Annotated in this window: 18 protein-coding genes; 7 read left to right on the forward strand and 11 right to left on the reverse strand. The window is 73.6% G+C overall.

Annotated elements, in window-relative coordinates:
• Positions 1-144 precede the first annotated feature (144 nt).
• From ACLQ22_RS21110 to ACLQ22_RS21125, 4 genes are all read right to left on the reverse strand, one after another.
• Positions 145-2,808 carry a DUF6493 family protein gene (locus tag ACLQ22_RS21110; protein WP_425693812.1) on the reverse strand — a complete coding sequence of 888 codons (2,664 nt, stop codon included), beginning with the start codon at positions 2,806-2,808 and terminating at the stop codon, positions 145-147.
• Entirely contained in the window at positions 2,805-4,142 is a 1,338-nt protein-coding gene (locus ACLQ22_RS21115) for an SWIM zinc finger family protein (RefSeq protein WP_425693813.1), read from the reverse strand. The genes ACLQ22_RS21110 and ACLQ22_RS21115 overlap by 4 nt, the downstream gene beginning before the upstream one ends.
• A gap of 105 nt (positions 4,143-4,247) precedes the next feature.
• Positions 4,248-4,988, reverse strand: a complete 741-nt coding sequence (locus ACLQ22_RS21120) for a class I SAM-dependent methyltransferase (RefSeq protein ID WP_425693814.1) — start codon at positions 4,986-4,988, stop codon at positions 4,248-4,250.
• A gap of 50 nt (positions 4,989-5,038) precedes the next feature.
• The gene (locus ACLQ22_RS21125; RefSeq protein WP_425693815.1) at positions 5,039-5,767 is read right to left on the reverse strand and encodes an SDR family oxidoreductase; all 729 of its coding nucleotides are present in this window, start codon (positions 5,765-5,767) and stop codon (positions 5,039-5,041) included.
• A gap of 104 nt (positions 5,768-5,871) precedes the next feature.
• On the opposite strand from ACLQ22_RS21125, the gene ACLQ22_RS21130 reads away from it, so the two are divergent.
• Positions 5,872-6,333 carry a peroxiredoxin gene (locus ACLQ22_RS21130; protein ID WP_425693816.1) on the forward strand — a complete coding sequence of 154 codons (462 nt, stop codon included), beginning with the start codon at positions 5,872-5,874 and terminating at the stop codon, positions 6,331-6,333.
• Positions 6,334-6,404: 71 nt separating this feature from the next.
• A complete protein-coding gene (locus tag ACLQ22_RS21135) occupies positions 6,405-7,094 on the forward strand; it encodes a hypothetical protein (RefSeq protein ID WP_425693817.1) in 690 nt (229 codons plus the stop codon).
• Between the two features lie 163 nt (positions 7,095-7,257).
• On the opposite strand, the gene ACLQ22_RS21140 is transcribed toward ACLQ22_RS21135, so the two are convergent.
• On the reverse strand, positions 7,258-8,145 hold the full coding sequence (locus tag ACLQ22_RS21140; protein ID WP_425693818.1) for an SDR family oxidoreductase: 888 nt from the start codon (positions 8,143-8,145) through the stop codon (positions 7,258-7,260).
• Here ACLQ22_RS21140 and ACLQ22_RS21145 point away from each other — a divergent pair.
• The gene (locus ACLQ22_RS21145) at positions 8,131-8,679 is read left to right on the forward strand and encodes a TetR/AcrR family transcriptional regulator (RefSeq protein ID WP_425693819.1); all 549 of its coding nucleotides are present in this window, start codon (positions 8,131-8,133) and stop codon (positions 8,677-8,679) included. The two genes, ACLQ22_RS21140 and ACLQ22_RS21145, sit on opposite strands and share 15 nt — an antisense overlap.
• Before the next feature lie 294 nt (positions 8,680-8,973).
• Here the strand turns inward: ACLQ22_RS21145 and cydB are convergent, their stop codons facing one another.
• Both cydB and ACLQ22_RS21155 read right to left on the reverse strand, forming a co-directional pair.
• Positions 8,974-9,972: a cytochrome d ubiquinol oxidase subunit II gene (cydB, locus tag ACLQ22_RS21150; RefSeq protein WP_425693820.1), complete on the reverse strand. Its 999-nt coding sequence runs from the start codon at positions 9,970-9,972 to the stop codon at positions 8,974-8,976.
• Between the two features lie 16 nt (positions 9,973-9,988).
• The gene (locus tag ACLQ22_RS21155; protein WP_425693821.1) at positions 9,989-11,404 is read right to left on the reverse strand and encodes a cytochrome ubiquinol oxidase subunit I; all 1,416 of its coding nucleotides are present in this window, start codon (positions 11,402-11,404) and stop codon (positions 9,989-9,991) included.
• A 187-nt stretch (positions 11,405-11,591) separates the two neighbouring features.
• Here ACLQ22_RS21155 and ACLQ22_RS21160 point away from each other — a divergent pair, with 187 nt between their 5' ends.
• Positions 11,592-12,371: a lysophospholipid acyltransferase family protein gene (locus ACLQ22_RS21160; RefSeq protein WP_425693822.1), complete on the forward strand. Its 780-nt coding sequence runs from the start codon at positions 11,592-11,594 to the stop codon at positions 12,369-12,371.
• Between the two features lie 31 nt (positions 12,372-12,402).
• Here ACLQ22_RS21160 and ACLQ22_RS21165 read toward each other — a convergent pair whose 3' ends face one another.
• Genes ACLQ22_RS21165 through ACLQ22_RS21175 form a run of 3 tightly spaced genes read right to left on the reverse strand, consistent with a single transcriptional unit; the run spans position 12,403 to position 15,164 of the window.
• Positions 12,403-12,759: a hypothetical protein gene (locus ACLQ22_RS21165; RefSeq protein WP_425693823.1), complete on the reverse strand. Its 357-nt coding sequence runs from the start codon at positions 12,757-12,759 to the stop codon at positions 12,403-12,405.
• A 19-nt stretch (positions 12,760-12,778) separates the two neighbouring features.
• Positions 12,779-14,482 carry a hypothetical protein gene (locus ACLQ22_RS21170; protein WP_425693824.1) on the reverse strand — a complete coding sequence of 568 codons (1,704 nt, stop codon included), beginning with the start codon at positions 14,480-14,482 and terminating at the stop codon, positions 12,779-12,781.
• A 1-nt stretch (position 14,483) separates the two neighbouring features.
• Positions 14,484-15,164, reverse strand: a complete 681-nt coding sequence (locus ACLQ22_RS21175) for a hypothetical protein (RefSeq protein WP_425693825.1) — start codon at positions 15,162-15,164, stop codon at positions 14,484-14,486.
• A 137-nt stretch (positions 15,165-15,301) separates the two neighbouring features.
• Between ACLQ22_RS21175 and ACLQ22_RS21180 the strand changes: the two genes are divergently transcribed.
• The 3 genes from ACLQ22_RS21180 (at position 15,302) to ACLQ22_RS21190 (ending at position 18,247) form a co-directional block, all read left to right on the forward strand.
• Positions 15,302-16,063 carry a glycerophosphodiester phosphodiesterase gene (locus ACLQ22_RS21180; protein ID WP_425693826.1) on the forward strand — a complete coding sequence of 254 codons (762 nt, stop codon included), beginning with the start codon at positions 15,302-15,304 and terminating at the stop codon, positions 16,061-16,063.
• 19 nt (positions 16,064-16,082) lie between these two features.
• Positions 16,083-17,471, forward strand: coding sequence for an MFS transporter (locus ACLQ22_RS21185; protein WP_425693827.1), 1,389 nt, complete (start codon positions 16,083-16,085; stop codon positions 17,469-17,471).
• Between the two features lie 62 nt (positions 17,472-17,533).
• Positions 17,534-18,247, forward strand: coding sequence for a thymidine kinase (locus ACLQ22_RS21190; RefSeq protein ID WP_366643444.1), 714 nt, complete (start codon positions 17,534-17,536; stop codon positions 18,245-18,247).
• 4 nt (positions 18,248-18,251) lie between these two features.
• On the opposite strand, the gene ACLQ22_RS21195 is transcribed toward ACLQ22_RS21190, so the two are convergent.
• Positions 18,252-18,710: a hypothetical protein gene (locus ACLQ22_RS21195; protein WP_425693828.1), complete on the reverse strand. Its 459-nt coding sequence runs from the start codon at positions 18,708-18,710 to the stop codon at positions 18,252-18,254.
• Positions 18,711-18,739: the final 29 nt, after the last annotated feature.

An 18,739-nucleotide genomic window follows, 5' to 3' on the forward strand; every position in this document is an offset into this window, starting at 1 on the left:
GCGGGTCCCCTGCAAGAGGGGGCCCGGGGGCGCGGGGGTGGCCCCCCTGCACCGGGGGGGGGCGGTCGGGGGGCCGCGCCGGCACGCCGTACGCCCCGAGCGGCTGCGGCGGGTGGTTTCCGGGGTGCTGGGGCGAGCGACGGGTCAGGCCGTGTCGAGCGCGCGGCGTAGGCGTCGGGCCTCGGTGACGAGGCGGCTCGATCCGCCCCGGCCGGCGACGTCGGCCAGGCCGGGCACCTCGATGCGGACGCCGGTCGTGCCGGCCGTCTCGGCCGCCAGGCTTAGCAGGTCCGGCAGGCCGCGCGGGGGCTGGGGCGCGGCGAGCACCGGGGGCAGTGCGGCGGCGACCAGTCGCCACACGGTCAGCGGTGCTCCGGCCAGGGCGGCGTCGCGTAGGGGTTCGAGTGCCCTGGACAGCTTCACCAGCTGCCCGGCGACGAGTCGGCCCAGTTGTCCGCCCGTCGCGGTGGGGTCGAGCTGCCCGGCTGCGGCGAGGGTGAGCAGGGCGTCCAGGGCGGCGATCCGGTCGGTGCCGTGGCGGGCCGCGAGTCCGTAGGACAGGGCGAGGTCGAGGGCCGCTCCGCCGGGGCCGGTGCTCTCGGCGAGCAGCGGCAGCATGGTCGTGCCGCCGCGTTGGTCCATGTCCGCGGTGGCGGCCACGATCGGCAGGGCGTACGCGGCGACCACTGCGCGGTGCCCCGGCAGGATCGACGGCCACAGGTTCGCCCAGTCGGAGTGTTCGACACCGATCGGTGCGGGGTCGACGGTCAGCAGTCCGTACCGGTCGTCGTAGCCGTCGGGTGGGCGCAGCTCGACCGCGATGCGTTTCGGCGGTAGTTGGTCGTGCTCCCAGTCGTAGCCGTTTCTGCGGGGCCGCCGGGTGAGGGTGGTGATGCGCATGACGGGTGGTGGCAGTCCGCCGGAGCGGAGCCAGGTGGCGAGCCGCTCCCCCGCCGGGGTGCCCAGCGCCGCCGCCTTGCCGGCGACCGTCTCGTCGGTGTCGGCGGGCAGGCGCAGCAGGGCCTGGGTGAGGTCCCAGTGCCAGGCTGTGCGGTCGCCGAGGGCTGCGAGGCGCTCGATCAGGGCGAGTGGGTCGAGGGCGCCGTTGGCGTGGGTGGGGGTGGCGAGCAGGCCGGGGTGTCCGGGTTCGTTGAGGTGGGCGCCGATCTCGGCGAGGCGGGCGCGGAGCAGCCGGTGCGGTGCGGGTACCCGGGGGTCGGTGGTGACCAGTTCCGGCTGCGGTGTCTGCCGGTCGGTGCGGCGCAGCGCGGCGAGCAGTGTGTCCCACCGGCTGCGTCGGCGGGCCTGCTGGTCGGTGGTCGGGGCGGTGGTGAGGACGTCGACGACCACCTTGCACAGGCAGAGGGGGTCGTGGCGGTGTTCGTTGCCCCAGGACCAGTGGCAGCGTTCGATGACGGGGGCGAGGGCGGTGTGCACCCGTGCGCCGTCGGTGGCGGTGAGCCGGACCAGCGCGTCGAGGATGCGGTCCAGCGGTGTGCCCTGCGACGGGGTGCCGAGCAGGGCGGCGACCTCCTCGGCGAGTTCGTCGACGTCGGTGATGGGGGTGGGTGCCGGTGCCGGTGGTGCGGGCGGGGGCAGGTCGTCGCCGCGTGGCCGGGCCTTCGCTGGGCCGGTGCCGCCTGCCGTCGGGTCGTGTCCGTGGCGGGTGGCGAGGGTGTTGGCGCGGTCGCGTAGCTCGACGGCGGGGTGTTCGGCGGCGACGGCGATGACCTCGGCGACCTGGGCCGCCCGGTCGCGGTGTTGGCGGGCCAGGCGGTCGAGCCAGGTGAGCTGGGCTTTGACGAGTGCCTTGTCCGGTCGCAGCAGCACGTCGCGGGAGGTGTCGAGGACGGTGTCGATCTCGAGGTGGGGCAGGTCTCGTAGTGCCTTCTGCGCCATGGTGGCGGCCGGGGCCGGTGCGTCGGTGAGCAGGCGGAGGTAGTCGGTGGCGCGGGTGGCGACCTCGGTGGTGGTGGGTTGGAGTTCGGTGAGCAGGATGGTGAAGGCGCGCAGGGCCGCCGCCCGGTCGCCGCGCAGCAGCCGGCCGATCGCGCCGTCGATCAGGATCGTCCGGTCGATGGTGGCTTCGGTGGCGAGCCGGGCCAGCGCGGTCGGCAGGACGTGGCGTCGTCGTTCGTCCCAGGTCGTGGTGACCTCGTCGAACGTCATGCGCAGGCCGAGGCCGTCGATCTCGAACAGCCGGGGCAGCATGGCGTCGAGGAACGGGTCGTCGCGGAGCCGTTCGATCAGGGGTGCCGGTCGGCCGGCGCGTCGCCGGTCGGGCAGTTGCACCGAGTCCAGCCACAGTTCGACGAACCGGTCGTTGGCCGGTGGTGTCGTCCCGGTGACGCGCAGCAGCGCGGCGACGAACCGCCAGTGTTCGATTCCCGTCTGCTGGTTGATCTTCGTGGCCAGCCGGTGCGCCAGGTCGCCGAGCCAGGTGATGCCACGTTCCTCGGCGACCGTGGACATCAGGGCGGCGGCGCGTTCGCCGTCGGGGTTGACCGTGTTGCGGGCGAGGATCGTCGCGGCCTGCGCGGCGGTGGGTAGGCAGCCGACCACGGCGACGGCCAGGGCGGTGCCGGAGCCGGCCGTCCACCAGGTGGTGCGTTGCCGCTGCTTGAACCAGGTCGTCACCTCGGCGCCGATCTCCCGGCGGCGCTGCTCCGCCAGCCCGGCCAGGGCCGTCACGATCAGGCCGGCGGAGGCGTTCTGGATGAGGTCGAACAGGTCGCTGGTGCCGCCGGCGGCCAGTTCGCGTTGCCGCCGTACGGCGCTCTTCATGAACACCTGCTGTGCGTGTCTCACGCCCGCTCCTCCGCCCGGTCGACGGTCAGCATCCGGGTGGCCAACGCGTGCCGGCACGGCCCCCGTTGGCCGCGGTGCTTGGCCCACCAGGGGCAGGTGCAGGTGAAGTCGCCGTCGGGCAGTCGGCGGACCCGGTAGACCTGGTCGCCGCTGCGGACGGTGGCGGTCGTTGCGTCGAGTTCGACGGCTGCGGCGTCGAGCAGCGCCCGGGCGCCGACCAGGCGGGGGTTGTCGCGTTCGGCGCGGCCCGCGTCGTAGGGCATGACCCGGTGGAAGTACGCGGCCTCGGAGACGTCGTAGCCGACGCGGCCGGCGGTGCCGAGTTGGGCGAGCGCGGCGCGGACGCGGGCCGGGTCGAGGCCGGTGTCGGTGGCCAGCCGGTCGACGTCGATGGTGGGGTCCCAGGAGAGTACGGCGGCGACGAGGTCGGCGTCGTCGACGACGTCGTCGCCGGCCAGTGCGGTGAGGGCGGCGCCTTCGCCGGAGAATCCGCGGTACGGCTCGGGTGAGAGGGTGAGGGAGAGCCGCAGGGCGCCGGTGTCCAGTTCCCAGGTGCTCGGCACGGGTGCCGAGCCGGCGGCGACGGTGGGTCCGTACACGCGCAGGGTCTCGGCGAAGCGCAGCATGCCGCGTAGGGCGGTCAGTCGGCTCGCTCCGGCCAGGCAGACGGCGCCGGGGACGGGTCGGGAGGTCAGTCGCAGGGACCGGCCGGCCGGCACCGCCCAGAGCACCGACCGGTCGTTGGTGGTGGGTAGTCGGCGTAGGAACGTGGCCGCCTCGGTGGCGGGGATCTCGGCGCGGGGTTCGAAGGCGGCGCAGAGGATCTGCACCTCGGCGAAGCCGCGCAGCCAGCGCGCCGGGAGAGGGACCTTCTTCTCCACGATCGGGCCGTCCATGGTGGAGACGGTCAGGTCGTCGGGGCCGACGGACAGGTGCAGCGGGTCGAGGCCGCCGACGCGGGCCAGTGCCTCGCGCAGCGGGTTGTTGACGTCGACGTTGGTGGTGCCGTGCTCGATGATGTCGCCGTCGAGGCCGGCGGGCAGGGTGTCGAGGCGGGCGTAGACGCCGCAGCAGCCGGAGAAGGATTCGAACCGGAGCCGGTCGCGGCTGCCGGTGACCACCGGGTCGAGGCTGGCGGGGCTGACGGGTCGGTGGTAGCGGGTCCGGGCGACCTCGGCGACGGCGAGCAGGCCGACGGCCGCCGCCGGTGGGGTGGTGAGGAACCCGGTGAAGAACCGGGGGTGGGGTGTGGGCCCGCCGCTGGTCTGCAGGCCGAGGCCGCCGCGTGCGAGGGTGGAGGATCCGAGGTACCGGTACGTCTGCGTTGCGCTCACGTTCGCGGACGGTAGAGGAGCCCACCGACAGCAACCCGGCGTGCCGGCGCGGCCGGCGGGTTGCGCGACCCGGCGTCGGGGTGCCGGGTGGGACGGTCGGTGGCATCAGGGTCGGTGGGGGCGGCGGGCGAGGACGAGGGTGGTGCGCAGGCGCAGCACGACGCTGCCGCCGAAGCCGTCCACGAGGGTGCGCATCGCGGTGGCCGCCCGGGTCTGCTGCGCGGCGGTGCGCTGCCGGTACGGGCCGAAGGTCCGCAGCAGGCGCAGGTAGCCGTCGGTGGTCAGGGTGAGGTCGCGGTGCAGGGTGTGGGCGCGTACGTCGGTGAACAGGCCGCTGTCGGTGATGTCCTGGTGGAACCAGTCGGTGCGGCGGTGGGTGGCGGTGGGGTCGACGCCGCGCAGCGTGGTGTCGACGGCGCGGGCGTGCTCGGGGTCGGCGTAGCCGTATTCGTGGCCGAAGACGGCGAGGGTGCCGCCGGGGGTGAGGGCGTCGTGGGCGCGTGGGTTGCGGGTGGCCGGGTCGAGCCAGTGCCAGGCCAACGCGCAGGCGAGCAGGGGTACGCCGCCGGTGGGTGGCTGCCACCGCTCGAAGGTGTCGGTGACGGGGTGGATCTGCGGGAAGGTGGCGGTGAGTCGGGCGGTCATGCGGGGGTCGGGTTCGACGCAGGTGACGGGCGTGCCGAGGCGCAGCAGCACGGCGGTGCCCTTGCCGGTGCCGGCGCCGATCTCGGTGACCGCGGTGGGGGTGCCGCCGTGGTAGTCGCGGATGAGGTCGGCGAGGGCGCTCGGGTAGTCGGGACGTGCGTCGTCGTAGAGGTCGGCGACGTCGCCGAAGACACCGGTCACAGCGCGCATCGTCGCACGGACGGCGACGGTTCGGGGTGCGGCGGACGGGGTCAGAGGCCGCCGGCGACGCGCAGGACGGTGCCGGTGGTGTAGCTGGCGTCGGGGCCGAGCAGCCAGGCGATGGCGCCGGCGACCTCGTCGGGTTCGCCGGGGCGGCCCAGTGGGATGCGGGCGGCGGCCCGGTCGGGTCGGTCGGGTTGGCCGGAGAGGGCGTGGATGTCGGTGCGGATGATGCCGGGGGCGACGGCGTTGACGCGGATGCCGCGGGGGGCGAGTTCCTTGGCGAGACCGGTGGTGAGGGTGTCGGTGGCGGCCTTGACGGCGGCGTAGTGGACGTACTCGCCGGGGCTGCCGAGGGTGGCGGCGACGGAGGAGACGTTGACGATGGCGCCGCCTCGGTCCATGCGGCGGGCGGCCTGCTGGGCGCAGAGGACGTAGCCGATGAGGTTGACGTCGACGACGTGGCGCAGGTCGGCCGGGTCGAGGTCGACGAAGGCGCCGATGGGGCTGGTGACGCCGGCGTTGTTGACCAGGCCGGTGATCGGGCCGAGGTCGGCGGCGGCGTCGAACAGGGCGGTGACCTGGTCGGGGTCGCGGGTGTCGGCGGGCACGGCGAGGCCGCGTACGCCGGTGGCGTCGATGTCGGCGAGCACGGCGGTGGCGGCGGCGCGGTCGCGGCGGTAGCTGAAGGCGACGTGGTGGCCGGCGTGGGCGAGGCGGCGGGCGGTGGCGGCGCCGATGCCGCGGCTGCCGCCGGTGATCACGGTGACCGGTCGCATGTCCCTCTCCCCTGTCGTGGCTGCGCAGCCGACGCTACCGGGGCGGGCTCGTGGGCCGGCGCATAGGCTCGGGCGCGTCGGTGGACGGTGACTGGAGGTGTGCTGTGGCGGGTGTGGGTGTCGGCGACGTGGTGGAGGACTTCGAGCTGCCCGACGAGACGGGTACGCCGCGGCGGTTGTTGGAGTTCCTGGCCGGCGGGCCGGTGGTGTTGTTCTTCTATCCGGCGGCGATGACGCGGGGGTGCACGGCGGAGAGCTGCCACTTCCGGGACCTGGCGGCGGAGTTCGCGGCGGTGGGCGCGACCCGGGTGGGGATCAGCCGGGATCCGGTGGCGAAGCAGGCGGAGTTCTCCCGGCGGCACGGGTTCGACTATCCGTTGCTGTCGGACGTGGACGGGGTCGTGGCGGACCTGTTCGGGGTGCGGCGGCGGCTGCCGTTGGGCGCGCTGAGCACGCGGCGGATGACGTTCGTGATCGACACCGACCGGCGGGTGGTGGAGGTCGTCCACAGCGAGCTGAACATGAACGACCACGCGGACGCGGCGTTGCGGGCGCTGGGGGGTTGATCTTCCGCTTGTCGGCGTGGGCTGGTATCAAGGCAGGCATCTGAACAGGTGTACGACGGAAGAGGTTGCTGATGGGTGCCGCTGGCCAGGGTTTGTCCACTGACGAGGTGCAGAGCATCCGGGAGGCGCTGGCGGCGGGCCGCAAGCCGAAGGTGGTGTTCACCGCCTCGGCGGGTCAGATCGCCGGGCAGGTGGGGCAGGTGGTGGAGCTGACCGATCCGGCCGTGTCGGACGAGTTCGTGGTGGTCCGCTTCGGTCGCGACGAGTTGCCCTTCTCCCCCGCCGACGTGGCGGTGGCGCCGCGCGGTGCCGGGCGCAAGGCTCCGGAGCCGCAGCCGGAGCCGCAGGAGCAGGTGGAGGCGGCGCCGGCGGAGCCGGAGTTCGTGCTGGACCGGGTGCCGCAGCAGCGGCGGGAGGAGCCGAAGGTGGAGATGGTGGAGGCGAAGCCGGCGCCGGCGCGCAAGGCGGTGAAGGCCGTGAAGCCGAAGGGTCCGGCGGGGCTGACGGTGACGCTGGCGTACGCCGACGGCGAGTGGACGGTCGCCGCGCAGCAGGGCAGCAAGTCCCTGGCGAAGCCGTACGTGGTGAAGCCGGCCGAGGCGCTGCGGATGGTGGCGCTGGTCGACGTGCCGGGGGTGCAGGAGGCGGTGGAGCAGATCATGGCCGCCGAGCGGGCCGAGGCGGAGCAGCAGGCGGAGAAGCTGCGCGCGGAGCTGGCGGAGATCGAGGCGCGCCTGGCGGAGCTGCGCGAGGCGCACTGACGCGGACGGCCGGCGGGGTGGGTGGCGGTGCCGCTCGCCCCGCCGGCGCGGGTCGGTGACGCAGCGGGGCGTGGTGGTCGACGAGCCCCGCCGAGCAGGGTGTCCTGCGCCCGGTGGCGGTAAGTGGGGCGAGGTCGGCCTGTATGGCGGGCGCCTTCGGTGGTCAGGCGCGCGGGCCCAGGAACAGGCCGCCACTGGCGTCGATGACCTGCCCGGTGACCCAGCGTGCGGCGTCGGAGGCGAGGAACGCGACCACGTCGGCGACGTCGCCGGGCTCGCCCAGCCGGTCGAGTGCCGTCATCGCGGTGATCAGCTCGGCCAGGCCCGGTGTCTCGAAGACCGGCTCGTTGGTCGCGGTCCGGGTGGCGCCGGGCGCGACCGCGTTCACCGTGATCCCCCTGGTGCCGAGCTGGTTGGCCAACGTCAGGGTCATCGTCTCGACCGCGCCCTTGGTCATGGCGAACGACGTTTGGGTGGCGTTGGCCATCCGGGTCGCCACGGACGAGATCGTGATGACCCGACCGCCGTCGCGCAGCAGGGGCAACGCTCGCTCGATGATGAAGTACGGCGCTCGTACGTTGACCGCGAACAGATGGTCGAAGGCTGCTCGTGTCGTGGCGCCGAGCGGGCCTGCGGGTGGCGCTGCCGCATTGTTGACGAGGATGTCGAGTGGTCGCCCGGCCAGGCTGGCCTCGACGCCCGCGAACAGCGTCTCGACATCTGCGTCGACGCCCAGCTCCGCACCGACGGCGTACGCCGTTCCACCATCCCGCACGATCTGGTCGACCGTCGCCGTCGAGCCGTCCCTGTCTGTGCCGAAGTGCACGATGACGACCGCCCCCCGCGCTGCCAGTCGGATCGCGATCGTCTGGCCTATGCCTCGCGACGCGCCGGTCACCAGGGCTGTTCTACCGATCAGGTCACACATGATGTGAGCTACTCCCAAGTTGTTAGTTACTACCAGTGCGATAGTGTCTACCACATGGGCGAACGGCATTCGACACTGCGGGCGCAACGACGGGCCGAGACGCAGCGCGTGATCCAGGCGCACGCGGTGCGGTTGTTCGTCGAGCGCGGGTACGACGGCACGACCGTGAACGACGTCGCAGAGGCTGCGGGCGTGTCTCCGATGACGGTGTACCGGCACTTCCCGACGAAGGAGGATCTCGTGCTGGTCGACCAGAACGGCCCGCTGGTCGCCGAACGGATCGCCGCGACGCCGGCCGGGCAGCCCCTGGTGCGCCGCATCGGCAGCGCACTCGTCGAGTCGGCGCGGACGCTGACCGCCGGCGACGACCGGCTCCTGCTGGCCCGCCTGCAGCTGATGATCTCGACGCCCGCCCTGCGCGCCCGACACCTGGACAACCACTACGTGCTGCAACAAGCCATCGTGGACGGTCTCGGGGACGAGGCCGCCGATCCGGACACGGCCTTCCACGCCGCGGCGGCGGCCAGCGCCTGCCTGGCCGCCATGCACACCGCGCTGGTGCGGTGGGCGAAGGACGACGGGCGTACCGACCTGCCGGACTTGATCGGGAAGGCGCTCAGGGCAGCCTTCGGCGACATCAGGCTCCGGCAGGAGTAACCTCAGCAACCCCCGACCGAGCGCATCCCCATGCGAGCACCACGTCACCTCGACCCAGCGAAAGGGATCGGGCGAGAGTGAGCTCGACTACCACCAGGGCCGGTCAGCCGTAGGTCGGCGCTGCGGTGAGCGAAGGCCCCTCGTGATGACCGGCGTACTCGTGCGCGCCGCCCTCCGTTCCGGGCCCCGTTGACGCGACACGGCCACGGGGCCGGCGCGGCAGGTGTGTCGCGTCGGCCCCGTGGTGGGTGCCGGTGGCGGCGGCGGGGCCCGCGGCCACCCGGCGGGGGTGGGTCAGTGCCGCGGGATGTGGGCCACCCCGATGCGCTTGCGGAACACCCAGTACGTCCAGCCCTGGTAGGCCAGCACGATCGGGGTGAACACCACCGCCACCCAGGTCATGATCTTCAGGGTGTAGGGGGTGGAGGCGGCGTTGGTGGCGGTCAGCGTGCCGGCGACGTCACCGGTGGAGGGCAGCACGTTCGGAAACAGTGCCGCGAACAGCGTCGCCACGGCCAGCGCGATCGCCACGGCGGTGCCGGTGAACGCCCAGCCCTCCCGGCGGGCGCGGGCGGCGGCGAGGCCGCCGAGCAGCGCCAAGGCCGCGCCGACGGCGAACACGACGGCGGCGGTGCTGGAGCGGATGCTCAGCGTCCAGGTCAGGAACGCCACCGCGAGGGCGGCGGCGGCCACGCCCACGCGTACCGCGAGGGCGGCGGCGCGCTCGCGGACCTCGCCGACGGTCTTGAGGGCGATGAACACGGCGCCGTGGGTGAGGAACAGCGCCGCGGTGGTCGCGCCGCCGAGCAGGGCGTACGGGTTGAGCAGGTCGAGCAGGCCGCCGACGTACTCGTGCTCGGCGTCGAGCGGCACGCCGCGCAGGATGTTGGCGAACGCCACGCCCCACAGCACCGCCGGCACCACCGAGCCGACGAAGATGGCGGTGTCCCAGCGGCGTTTCCAGGACGCCTCGGGGCGCTTGTGGCGGTACTCGAAGGCGACGCCGCGGATGATCAGGGCGAGCAGGATCAGCAGCAGCGGCAGGTAGAAGCCGGAGAACAGGGTGGCGTACCACTCGGGGAACGCGGCGAACATGGCGCCGCCGGCGGTGATGAGCCAGACCTCGTTGCCGTCCCAGACGGGGCCGATGGTGTTGATCAGGACGCGGCGTTCGCGGTCGTCGCGGCCGAGTACGGGCAGCAGCATGCCGACGCCGAAGTCGAAGCCCTCGAGGATGAAGTACCCGGTGAACAGGACCGCGACGAGCAGGAACCAGATGGTGGTGAGTTCCACGGTGTGTCTCCGGTGTTCAGTAGGCGAACGCGAGCGGGCGCTCGGCGTCGTCGTGGGTGTCGTCGATGTCGGGGTCGGGGGTCAGGTCGGGCACGCCGGCCTTGGCGTAGCGCAGCAGCAGCTTGACCTCGACGACGGCGAGGGCGGCGTAGATGAGGGTGAAGGCGGTGAAGGAGGTGAGCACCTCGGTCAGCGAGACGCTGCGGGAGACGCCGTCGCGGGTGAGCATCTCGCCGAAGACGATCCACGGCTGGCGGCCCATCTCGGTGAAGATCCAGCCGAAGGAGTTCGCGGCCAGCGGCAGCAGGGGCATCACCAGGCCGGCGCGCAGCAGCCACTTGCTGGTGGGGGTGCGGCCCTTGCGCTGGCTCCAGAGCACCAGCAGGGCGATGGCGGCGGCGGCCATCCCGAAGCCGATCATGAAGCGGAAGCTCCAGTATGTGACCGGGATGATCGGGGTGTAGCTGCCGGCGCCGTACTGGGCGGCGTACTGGGCCTGCAGGTCGTTGATGCCCTGCACGGTGCCGTTCGGGTCGCCGGTGCCCAGCCAGGACAGCAGGTGCGGGATCTTGAGGGCGAACAGCTCGCGGCTGCCGTCGAGGCTGCCGACGGTGAGTACGGAGAACGAGGCGGGGCTCTCGGTGGTGTAGAGGCCCTCGGCGGCGGCCATCTTCATCGGCTGCACCTGGGTCATGATCTTGCCTTGGATGTCGCCGGTGATGCCGACGGCGGCGGCGGAGACCAGAGTGACCCAGGAGCCGAACTTCGCGGCGAAGCGGTAGGCGGGGGTGTCGGCGGAGTCGCGGTTGCGCACCAGGTGCCACATGGCGACGGCGACCAGCAGCGAGCCGGCCACCAGGAACGCGCCGGCGATGGTGTGCGGGAAGGTGATCATGGCGACCTTGTTGGTCAGCACGGCCACGAAGTCGGTGAGTTCGGCGCGGCCGGTGTCGGGGTTGATCCGGTAGCCGACCGGGTTCTGCATGAACGAGTTCGCCGCGAGGATGAAGTACGCGCTGAGGTTGCTGCCGATCGCGGCGGCCCAGATGCTGGCCAGGTGCAGCCGTTTGGGCAGCCGGTCCCAGCCGAAGATCCACAGGCCGATGAAGGTGGACTCCAGGAAGAACGCGACCAGCGCCTCGATCGCCAGGGGGGCGCCGAAGATGTCGCCGACGAAGCGGGAGTAGTCGCTCCAGTTCATGCCGAACTGGAACTCCTGCACGATGCCGGTCACCACGCCCATCGCGAAGTTGATCAGGAAGAGCTTGCCGTAGAACTTGGTGAGCTTCAGGTACTTCTCGTCGCCGGTGCGGTGCCACATCGTCTGGAGGATCGCCACCAGCACGGACAGGCCGATGGTCAGCGGCACGAAGAGAAAGTGGTAGACGGTGGTGACACCGAACTGCCAGCGGGCGACGTCCAACGCGTCCACCAGTAACCCCCAGGCTGTGCATACTACGAGACGTAGTAAATACTACTGCGCGTCGTAGAAAATGCGGCAGGGGCGGGGGTCCCGAAGCGACCCGGGACCAATGACCCTGATCACCTCTGCCGGACGGCCCGCCGGCGCGCGCCCCGCGCCACGGCGGCCGGCCTGCGCGTGCGACCATTGCGCGCTGATGGACACCACCCGCCCGAGCTGGCAGCCACCGCTGATCTGGCGTGCCGCGCAACTGCTCGCCCGCGTCGTCGTCGCGCTCCTGGCCCGCCTGGAGGTCAGCGGCGACGTGCCCGAGGCGCTGCGCCGGGGCCCGCTGATCCTGGCCGCCAACCACATCAGCCCGTTCGACCCCGTCGTGCTCGCCGCCGCCTGCCGCGCCCGGGGCGTCGCCCCCCGGATCATGGCCACCGGCGGGCTGTTCCGCACCCCCGTCCTCGGCGCCGCGATGCGCCGCGCCGGGCACCTGCGTGTCGACCGGGGCACCGCCGCCGTCGGCCGCGCCCTCGACGACGCCGCCGCGGCGGTCTCCGGCGGCTCCGTGATCCTGGTCTACCCGGAGGGCCGCATCGGCCTAGACCCCGGCATCTGGCCCGAACGCGGCAAGACCGGCACCGCCCGCCTCGCCCTCACCTGCGGCGCGCCGGTGGTCCCGGTCGCCCAGTGGGGCTCCCACGAGGTGCTGCCCTACCGCGCCCCGAAGGGGCTGCTGCGCGGGGTCGCCCGCGCCGTGTGGCGCCGCCCGGTGCTGCGCGTGCACTTCGGCGAGCCCGTCGACCTGACCGACCTCGCCCACGGCGCGCCCGGCGCCGCCCGGCAAGCCACCGACCGGATCATCGACGCCATCACCGACGCCCTCGTGCCGCTGCGCCCCGACGAACCGGAGCGCCCCCGCCACGTCGACCCCGGCCGCCCGAGCGACACCAGCCGCGCGCACCGCCGGCACCGCTCGCCCGGCTGACCCGCCGGACCGCCGGTGCCCGCGCGCGCCGTCAGAGCCCCTGCGCCAGCCGCAGCAGCTCGCCGACCGCCGTCGCGACCGGCGTCACCGGAGCCGCCACCACCGCCAGCCGCTGCAACAACCCGGTGACCCGGCCCGGTTCGGCGTCCGGTCGGGTCAGCTCCGCACGCAACTGCGCGGCCGTCACCCGGGCCGGCTCCGACAGCTCGCCCCGGTGCCGGTCGAGCACCTCGAGCAGCTGCCGGACCAGCGCCGTGGCGTCGACACCGGCGGGCGCGGTGGCCCACAGACTGCCGCCGCTGGCGTACGCGCCCGGACCCACCGCCTGATTGCCCACCTGGCTCACCCCACCGGACTGCTGGACGCCGTAGTTGGTCGCCTCGGGCATGCCCTTCCTCCCCTGCGATTCAGTCGTCACGCGGCCGGCGGCTGCGCGGCGGCGCCCCCTCGGCCTGCTGCTCGGCCCGGGCGCCCTGGCCCACCGCCTGGTTGCCGACCACACTGAGGCCGCCGGTCTGGATGACGCCCTGGTTGAGGATCGTCGTCTGCCGGTTACGGAACTCGGCCGTGTCCACCCCACGGGCGTCCAGGAAGTCCATGATGGCGGCCAGCACGTGCCGCTCGACGACCTTCAGGTGCTTGGCGGCGTCGAGCACCTGGAAGTAGTTGTGGTACTCGGCGCCGGAGGCGACCTCCCGCACGCCGACCCGGGCACCGTAGTCGTAGCCCAGGTCCTCGCGCGCCAGTTGCCGCAGCCGCGCCTGACGCCGCCCACGCGCGGCGCCGCGCACCAGGTCCCGCAGCAGCCGCACCGGCGCGCCCAGCGCGGTGGGCAGCAACCGCTCGGTGCCGGTGGCCAGCACCTGCGCGAGCTGACTCACCGGCAGCCACTCGGTCAGCCGGTCCACGTCGTGGTACCCCTGCCGCGGCGGCTCCAGCACCGTGCGGGCGCACTCCAGGTAGAGCACCTGGCCGTCGGTGGAGAAGTGCAGGAACGTGGAGGCGACGACCTCCCCGCCCCAGGACGGCACCAGGGCGCACAGGTAGTGCCGCGCCGCGCCCTGCGGGCGGCCGGCGACCTCGCGTACCTCGTCGTCGGACCACCGCTGGCGCGGCATCCGCTCCCGGTGCGGCAGCAGCCGCGCGTCGCCGGTGAGCCGGTCGCCGCAGACGAACACCCGGTCTTCGAGCAGCAGCCCCGCGAGCCGCTGCGGGGTGGGATCGCCGGCCTGGTCCAGCCGGATCGCCGCCAGCCGGGCCCGCACGTGGTCGATGAGCTCCACGACGGTGAACGGCGCGGGGGCGGACACGTCGCCCGTGGGGGCGGTCCCGGCCGGCCCGTGGGCGTCCGCCAGGATCGGCAGGGCGAACGACCACCCCGCCACCGGCGTGCCGTGCCCGACGAACGGGGTGTAGCCGCCGTAGACCGTCACGTTGCCGCCCTGGGCGCGTTCGACGGCGGCCAGCCGCTCGGCGTCACGCGCCGGCAGCGACGCCACGTCGGGCGGCCCGGGCCGGAACCGGGCCCGGCGCAACCGGGTCACCAGCAGCCGCCGGGTGCCCAACAGGTGCCCCACGAGCACCAGGTAGGCGACCAGGCCGGCCGGCAACGCCAGCCACGGCCGGCCGACGACCCAACCGGGCAGGCCCGCCGGGTCGTCGCCCGGGGTGGCCGCGCCGAGCTGGAAGACCAGCACGAGCGAGACCGTCGCGATCGCGATCATCGACAGGAACGGGCCCACCGGGCCGTTGCGGCCGGGCCGCAGCGGGGCCAGTGAGCTGCCCACCGCCATCGTGACCCCGACCAGCACCGTCGCCAGCGGGGCGAGCAGCACCGCCAGGCCGCCGGCGACCAGCAGCCCGACGTCACGCAGACGACGCCGCCGGCGGGCGGACAGGCAGTGCCGCAGCACCGTGCCCAGGTCGAAGCCCACCGACGGGGCGACCGCGCGCAGGTCGTCGTCGAACACCTCGGCCAGCACCCGTTCGGTGAACGCGTCGTCGGTGTGGGCGGCCGCGCACAGGTAGCGGGTGGCCTCGCTGCCGGCGTCCGGATGCGCGCGTGCCGACGGCGCCTCGTCGCGCGGGCCGCTGTGCTGCCGTACCACCATGTCAGCCACCTCCGTGCCGGGTCGCCGGGAATCCCCCACGGCGCGGCCCCGGCCCGCGCACCGCCGCCCAGGCCAGCAGGACACCCACGACGAATCCGCAGTACAGCGCCCCGGAGATCGCGCCAAGCACCGCCGAGGTCAGGTCCACGCCGCGCAGCATGCCGCTGTCGGTGAGGACGTGCGTCGTCACGCCGCCCACCGCCGCGAGCACCGCCGCCGTCACGCTCGCGCCGATCACCGCGAGCACCCGGTGCGTACGCCGCGGCGCGAACGCCGGGGTGGCCAGCCGACGCAGCAGCGCCACCGCGATCACGACGAACAGCACGGTGCGGGCGTTCTCCGCCAGCCACCAGGCGACATGGTCGGCCCGCAACGGCCGCACGTCCCACCTCGGCCAGCCCAGCCCCGCCAGGGTCGCCTCGCCCAGCGCCCCCATGAGCCCGGCCGGTCCGTCGCCCCGGGGCAGTCGGTAGCGCCACTCGATGATCAGCCGGGCGGCCCACGGGTTACCGACCAGCAGGACCAGCCAGAGCAGCGGCCGGGCCTCCGGCGGGACGCGCCGGTGCGGGCGCTCCGGCGGCGGCAGCGCGATGCGGGCCGGCAGCGGGTCCAACGCCCGGGCCGCCACCCCCGGCGCGGGCGCCGGCGGCTCCCCGGCCCCTCCCGGCCGGGGAGGAGGCATCCATGGCATCACCCGGACATCTTCACCGCACCGCAGCGCGACACCGTCGTCACTGTCCGACATCCGCCAGCCGCGCGTCGACGCGGCGGCAACCGGGCGGCCACCCGGCGGCCAACGGGGCCGGGCATACTCCCCGCGTGACCCACGCCTACCTCGACGGCCCCGCACCGCTGGCGTTCGCCCACCGGGGCGGCGCCGCCGAGGGCGACGAGAACACCGCCGCGGCGTTCGCCCGGGCGGTCGGGCTCGGCTACCGGTACGTCGAGACCGACGTGCACGGCACCGCCGACGGCGTCGCGGTGGTCTTCCACGACGCCACGCTGACCCGGGTCACGGGCGAGCCGGGGCGCATCGCCGACCTGCGCTGGGCCGACCTGGCCTCGGTACGCGTCGGCGGCGCCGCCGTCGTCCCCCGCCTCGACGAGATCCTCGACGCCTGGCCGCAGGTGCGGTTCAACATCGACGTCAAGGCCGACGGCGGCGTCGAGCCGACCGTGGCCACCGTCGCGCGCGTCGGGGCCGGCGACCGGGTGCTGCTGGCCTCGTTCAGCGACGCCCGGCTGGCCCGGCTGCGCGCCCTGACGCAGGGGCGCGTCGCCAGCAGCCTCGGCATGCGCGGGGTGGCCCGGCTGCGGATGGCGTCGCTGACCGGGCGGGCGCTGCGGCTGCCCCCGTCGGTGGTCGCCGCGCAGGTGCCGGTGCGCTACGGGCGGGTGCCCGTGGTGGACCGCCGGTTCCTGCGCCACGCCCACCGACTCGGACTGCACGTGCATGTCTGGACGATCGACGAACCTGCCGAGATGCACGAGTTACTCGACCTCGGAGTGGATGGCATCATGACCGATCACGTCGGCGTGCTGCGCGACGTCTACCGCAGCCGCGGCCACTGGGCCGCCTGAACCCGTTCGAAGGACCCCGATGGCCGAGACCGTCACCCCCGCCGTGGACGACACCCCCGCCCCGGCGAGCACCCGCCGCGAACGCAGCGGCTGGTACTTCTACGACTGGGCGATGTCCGCCTTCTCCACGACCGTCATCACCGTCTTCCTCGGCCCGTTCCTGACCACCGTCACCGAACTCGCCGCCGGCTGCGAGCTCGGCGCCGACACCTGCGACGGCTACGTCCACCCGTTGGGCATCAAGGTCGCCGCCGGCTCGTACTTCCCGTACCTGGTGTCGCTGTCGGTGTTCCTCACCGTGTTCGCGCTGCCGGTCGTCGGGGCGATCGCCGACCGCTCGGCGCACAAGAAGCGGCTGCTCGCCGCCGCCGCCTTCACCGGCGCCGGCGCCACCGTCGGCATGCTCTTCGTCACCGGCGACCGGTACCTGCTCGGCGGGGCGCTGTTCATGGTCGCCAACATCGCCTTCGGCGCCGGCGTCGTGGTCTACAACTCGTTCCTGCCGCGGCTCGGCGGTCCCGACGAACGCGACGGCATCTCCAGCCGCGGCTGGGCGCTGGGCTACCTGGGCGGCGGCCTGCTGCTGGCGCTCAACCTCGTCGCGGTCAGCATGCTCGGCGAGGAGGGCAACCACCAGCGCACCCTCGACCTGGCCCGCTGGTCGATCGTGTCCGCCGGCGTGTGGTGGGCGGTGTTCACCCTGATCCCGCTGCGCTGGCTGCGCGAGCACCCCACGGCCGCCGCGCTGGCCGGCGGCAACCCGCTCACCGACGGGTTCCGGCAGCTCGGCCGCACCCTGCGCGAGATCAAGGCGTACCCGCTGACGCTGTTCTTCCTGCTGGCGTTCCTGGTCTACAACGACGGCATCCAGACCGTCATCGCCCTGGCCAGCCAGTACGGCACCGAGGAGCTGAAGCTCGGGCAGAGCACCCTGATCGTCACCATCCTGCTGGTGCAGTTTCTCGCCTTCGGCGGCGCGCTGCTGCTCGGCGCCCTCGCCAAGCGCATCGGTGCCTGGAAGACCGTGCTGATCAGCCTGGTGCTGTGGACCGGGGTGATCCTCGGCGCGTTCCGGCTGCCCGCCGAGGCGCCGCTGCCGTTCATGATCCTCGGCGCCGCCATCGGCCTGGTGCTCGGCGGCAGCCAGGCGTTGAGCCGGTCGCTGTTCAGCCAGCTCATCCCCGCCGGCAAGGAGGGCGAGTACTACGGCTTCTACGAGATCAGCGACAAGGGCACCAGCTGGCTCGGCCCGCTGGCCTTCGGCATCGTGTTCCAGCTCACCAACTCCTACCGGGTGGGCCTGGTCTCCCTGCTGATCTTCTTCGTGGTCGGGTTCCTGCTGCTGCTGGCCGTGCCGATCCGCCGGGCGATCGTCGCCGCCGGCAACACCCCGCCCCGGGTGCTCTGAGCGACGCGCGCCCGCCCGCACCGGCCGGATCAGCCGACGTCGATCGGCTAGGCTGCCCGACCGTGACCCACCACGCCGCCGCCCCGACCTGCCTGGCGCGCCCGCCGCTGGGCCCCGACGACTCCCCCGCCGGGTGCGCCGCGGCGCGGGGCGTGGACGGGCGTCCGCTGCACGCGGCGGCGTTGAAGTTCTTCTGGGGGCCGATGGACTGCGGCAAGTCCACGATGGCGTTGCAGATGAACCACAACCACTCCCGGCAGGGCCGCCGCGGCCTCGTCACCACCCGCATCGACCGCTCGCTGGGCCCGCAGGTCACCACCCGCATCGGCCTGGCCCACGAGGCCGTCGAGGTCACCGACGAGCTGGACCTGCGCACCCTCGTGCGCGACACCTGGGCCGAGGGCGTCCGCGTCGACTACCTGATCTGCGACGAGGCGTCGTTCTACAACCTGGAGCACATCGAGCAGATGGCCGAGCTGGTCGACAGCTACGACGTCGACGTGTACGCGTTCGGGCTGGCCACCGACTTCCGCTCGTGCCTGTTCCCGGCCGCGCAGCGGCTGTTCGAACTGGCCGACGAGGTGGCCCGCATCCAGGTCGAGGTGCTCTGCTGGTGCGGCCGGGAAGGGCTGCTCAACGCCCGCGTCGTCGACGGCCGGGTGGTCCGCGAGGGCCTGCAGGTCGTCATCGGCGACACCGTGGACAGCGCCGAGGTGCGCTACCAGGTGCTCTGCCGCCGGCACTACCGCGCGGGCGAACTCGGCCCCCGCCGCTGACGCCTCAGTACGGGTCACCGCACACCCGCCAGTCGCCGTCCTCGCGCACCACCGACAGCTTCCGCTCCTCGGTGAGGCCGCTGTCACGGGTCAGCCGCACCGTCACCGTGCCGCGCGGGCTGCCACCCCGGGTCGCCACCGACACGTCGACGATCTCGTAGCCGTCGACCACCGGCGGGGTGCGCAGCCAGCTGGTGAACCCGATGGGGCTCCACCGGCTGCGCGTGTCGGCGCAGAGCCGGTCGTACGCGCCGTCGGTGTCGCCCGCCGCCACCGACCGCAGGAACCCGTCGGCGGTCTCCCGCACCGGGCCGCTGGCCTGCGTGACCACCTGCACGTTCCAGGCGCCCAGCCCGGCCACCCCGACGCAGCACAGCAGCACGGTCACGCCCGCGAACACCAACCCGGTACGCACCGGGCGGCCCCGACGGGCCGGCCGGCTCCACGGCTGCTCAGCGCCCACCCGTCGACCGTAGAGAACCGGCGGGCCCG

The sequence above is a fragment of the Micromonospora sp. DT178 genome (assembly GCF_049841695.1).
In the GTDB taxonomy this organism is placed as follows: domain Bacteria; phylum Actinomycetota; class Actinomycetes; order Mycobacteriales; family Micromonosporaceae; genus Micromonospora.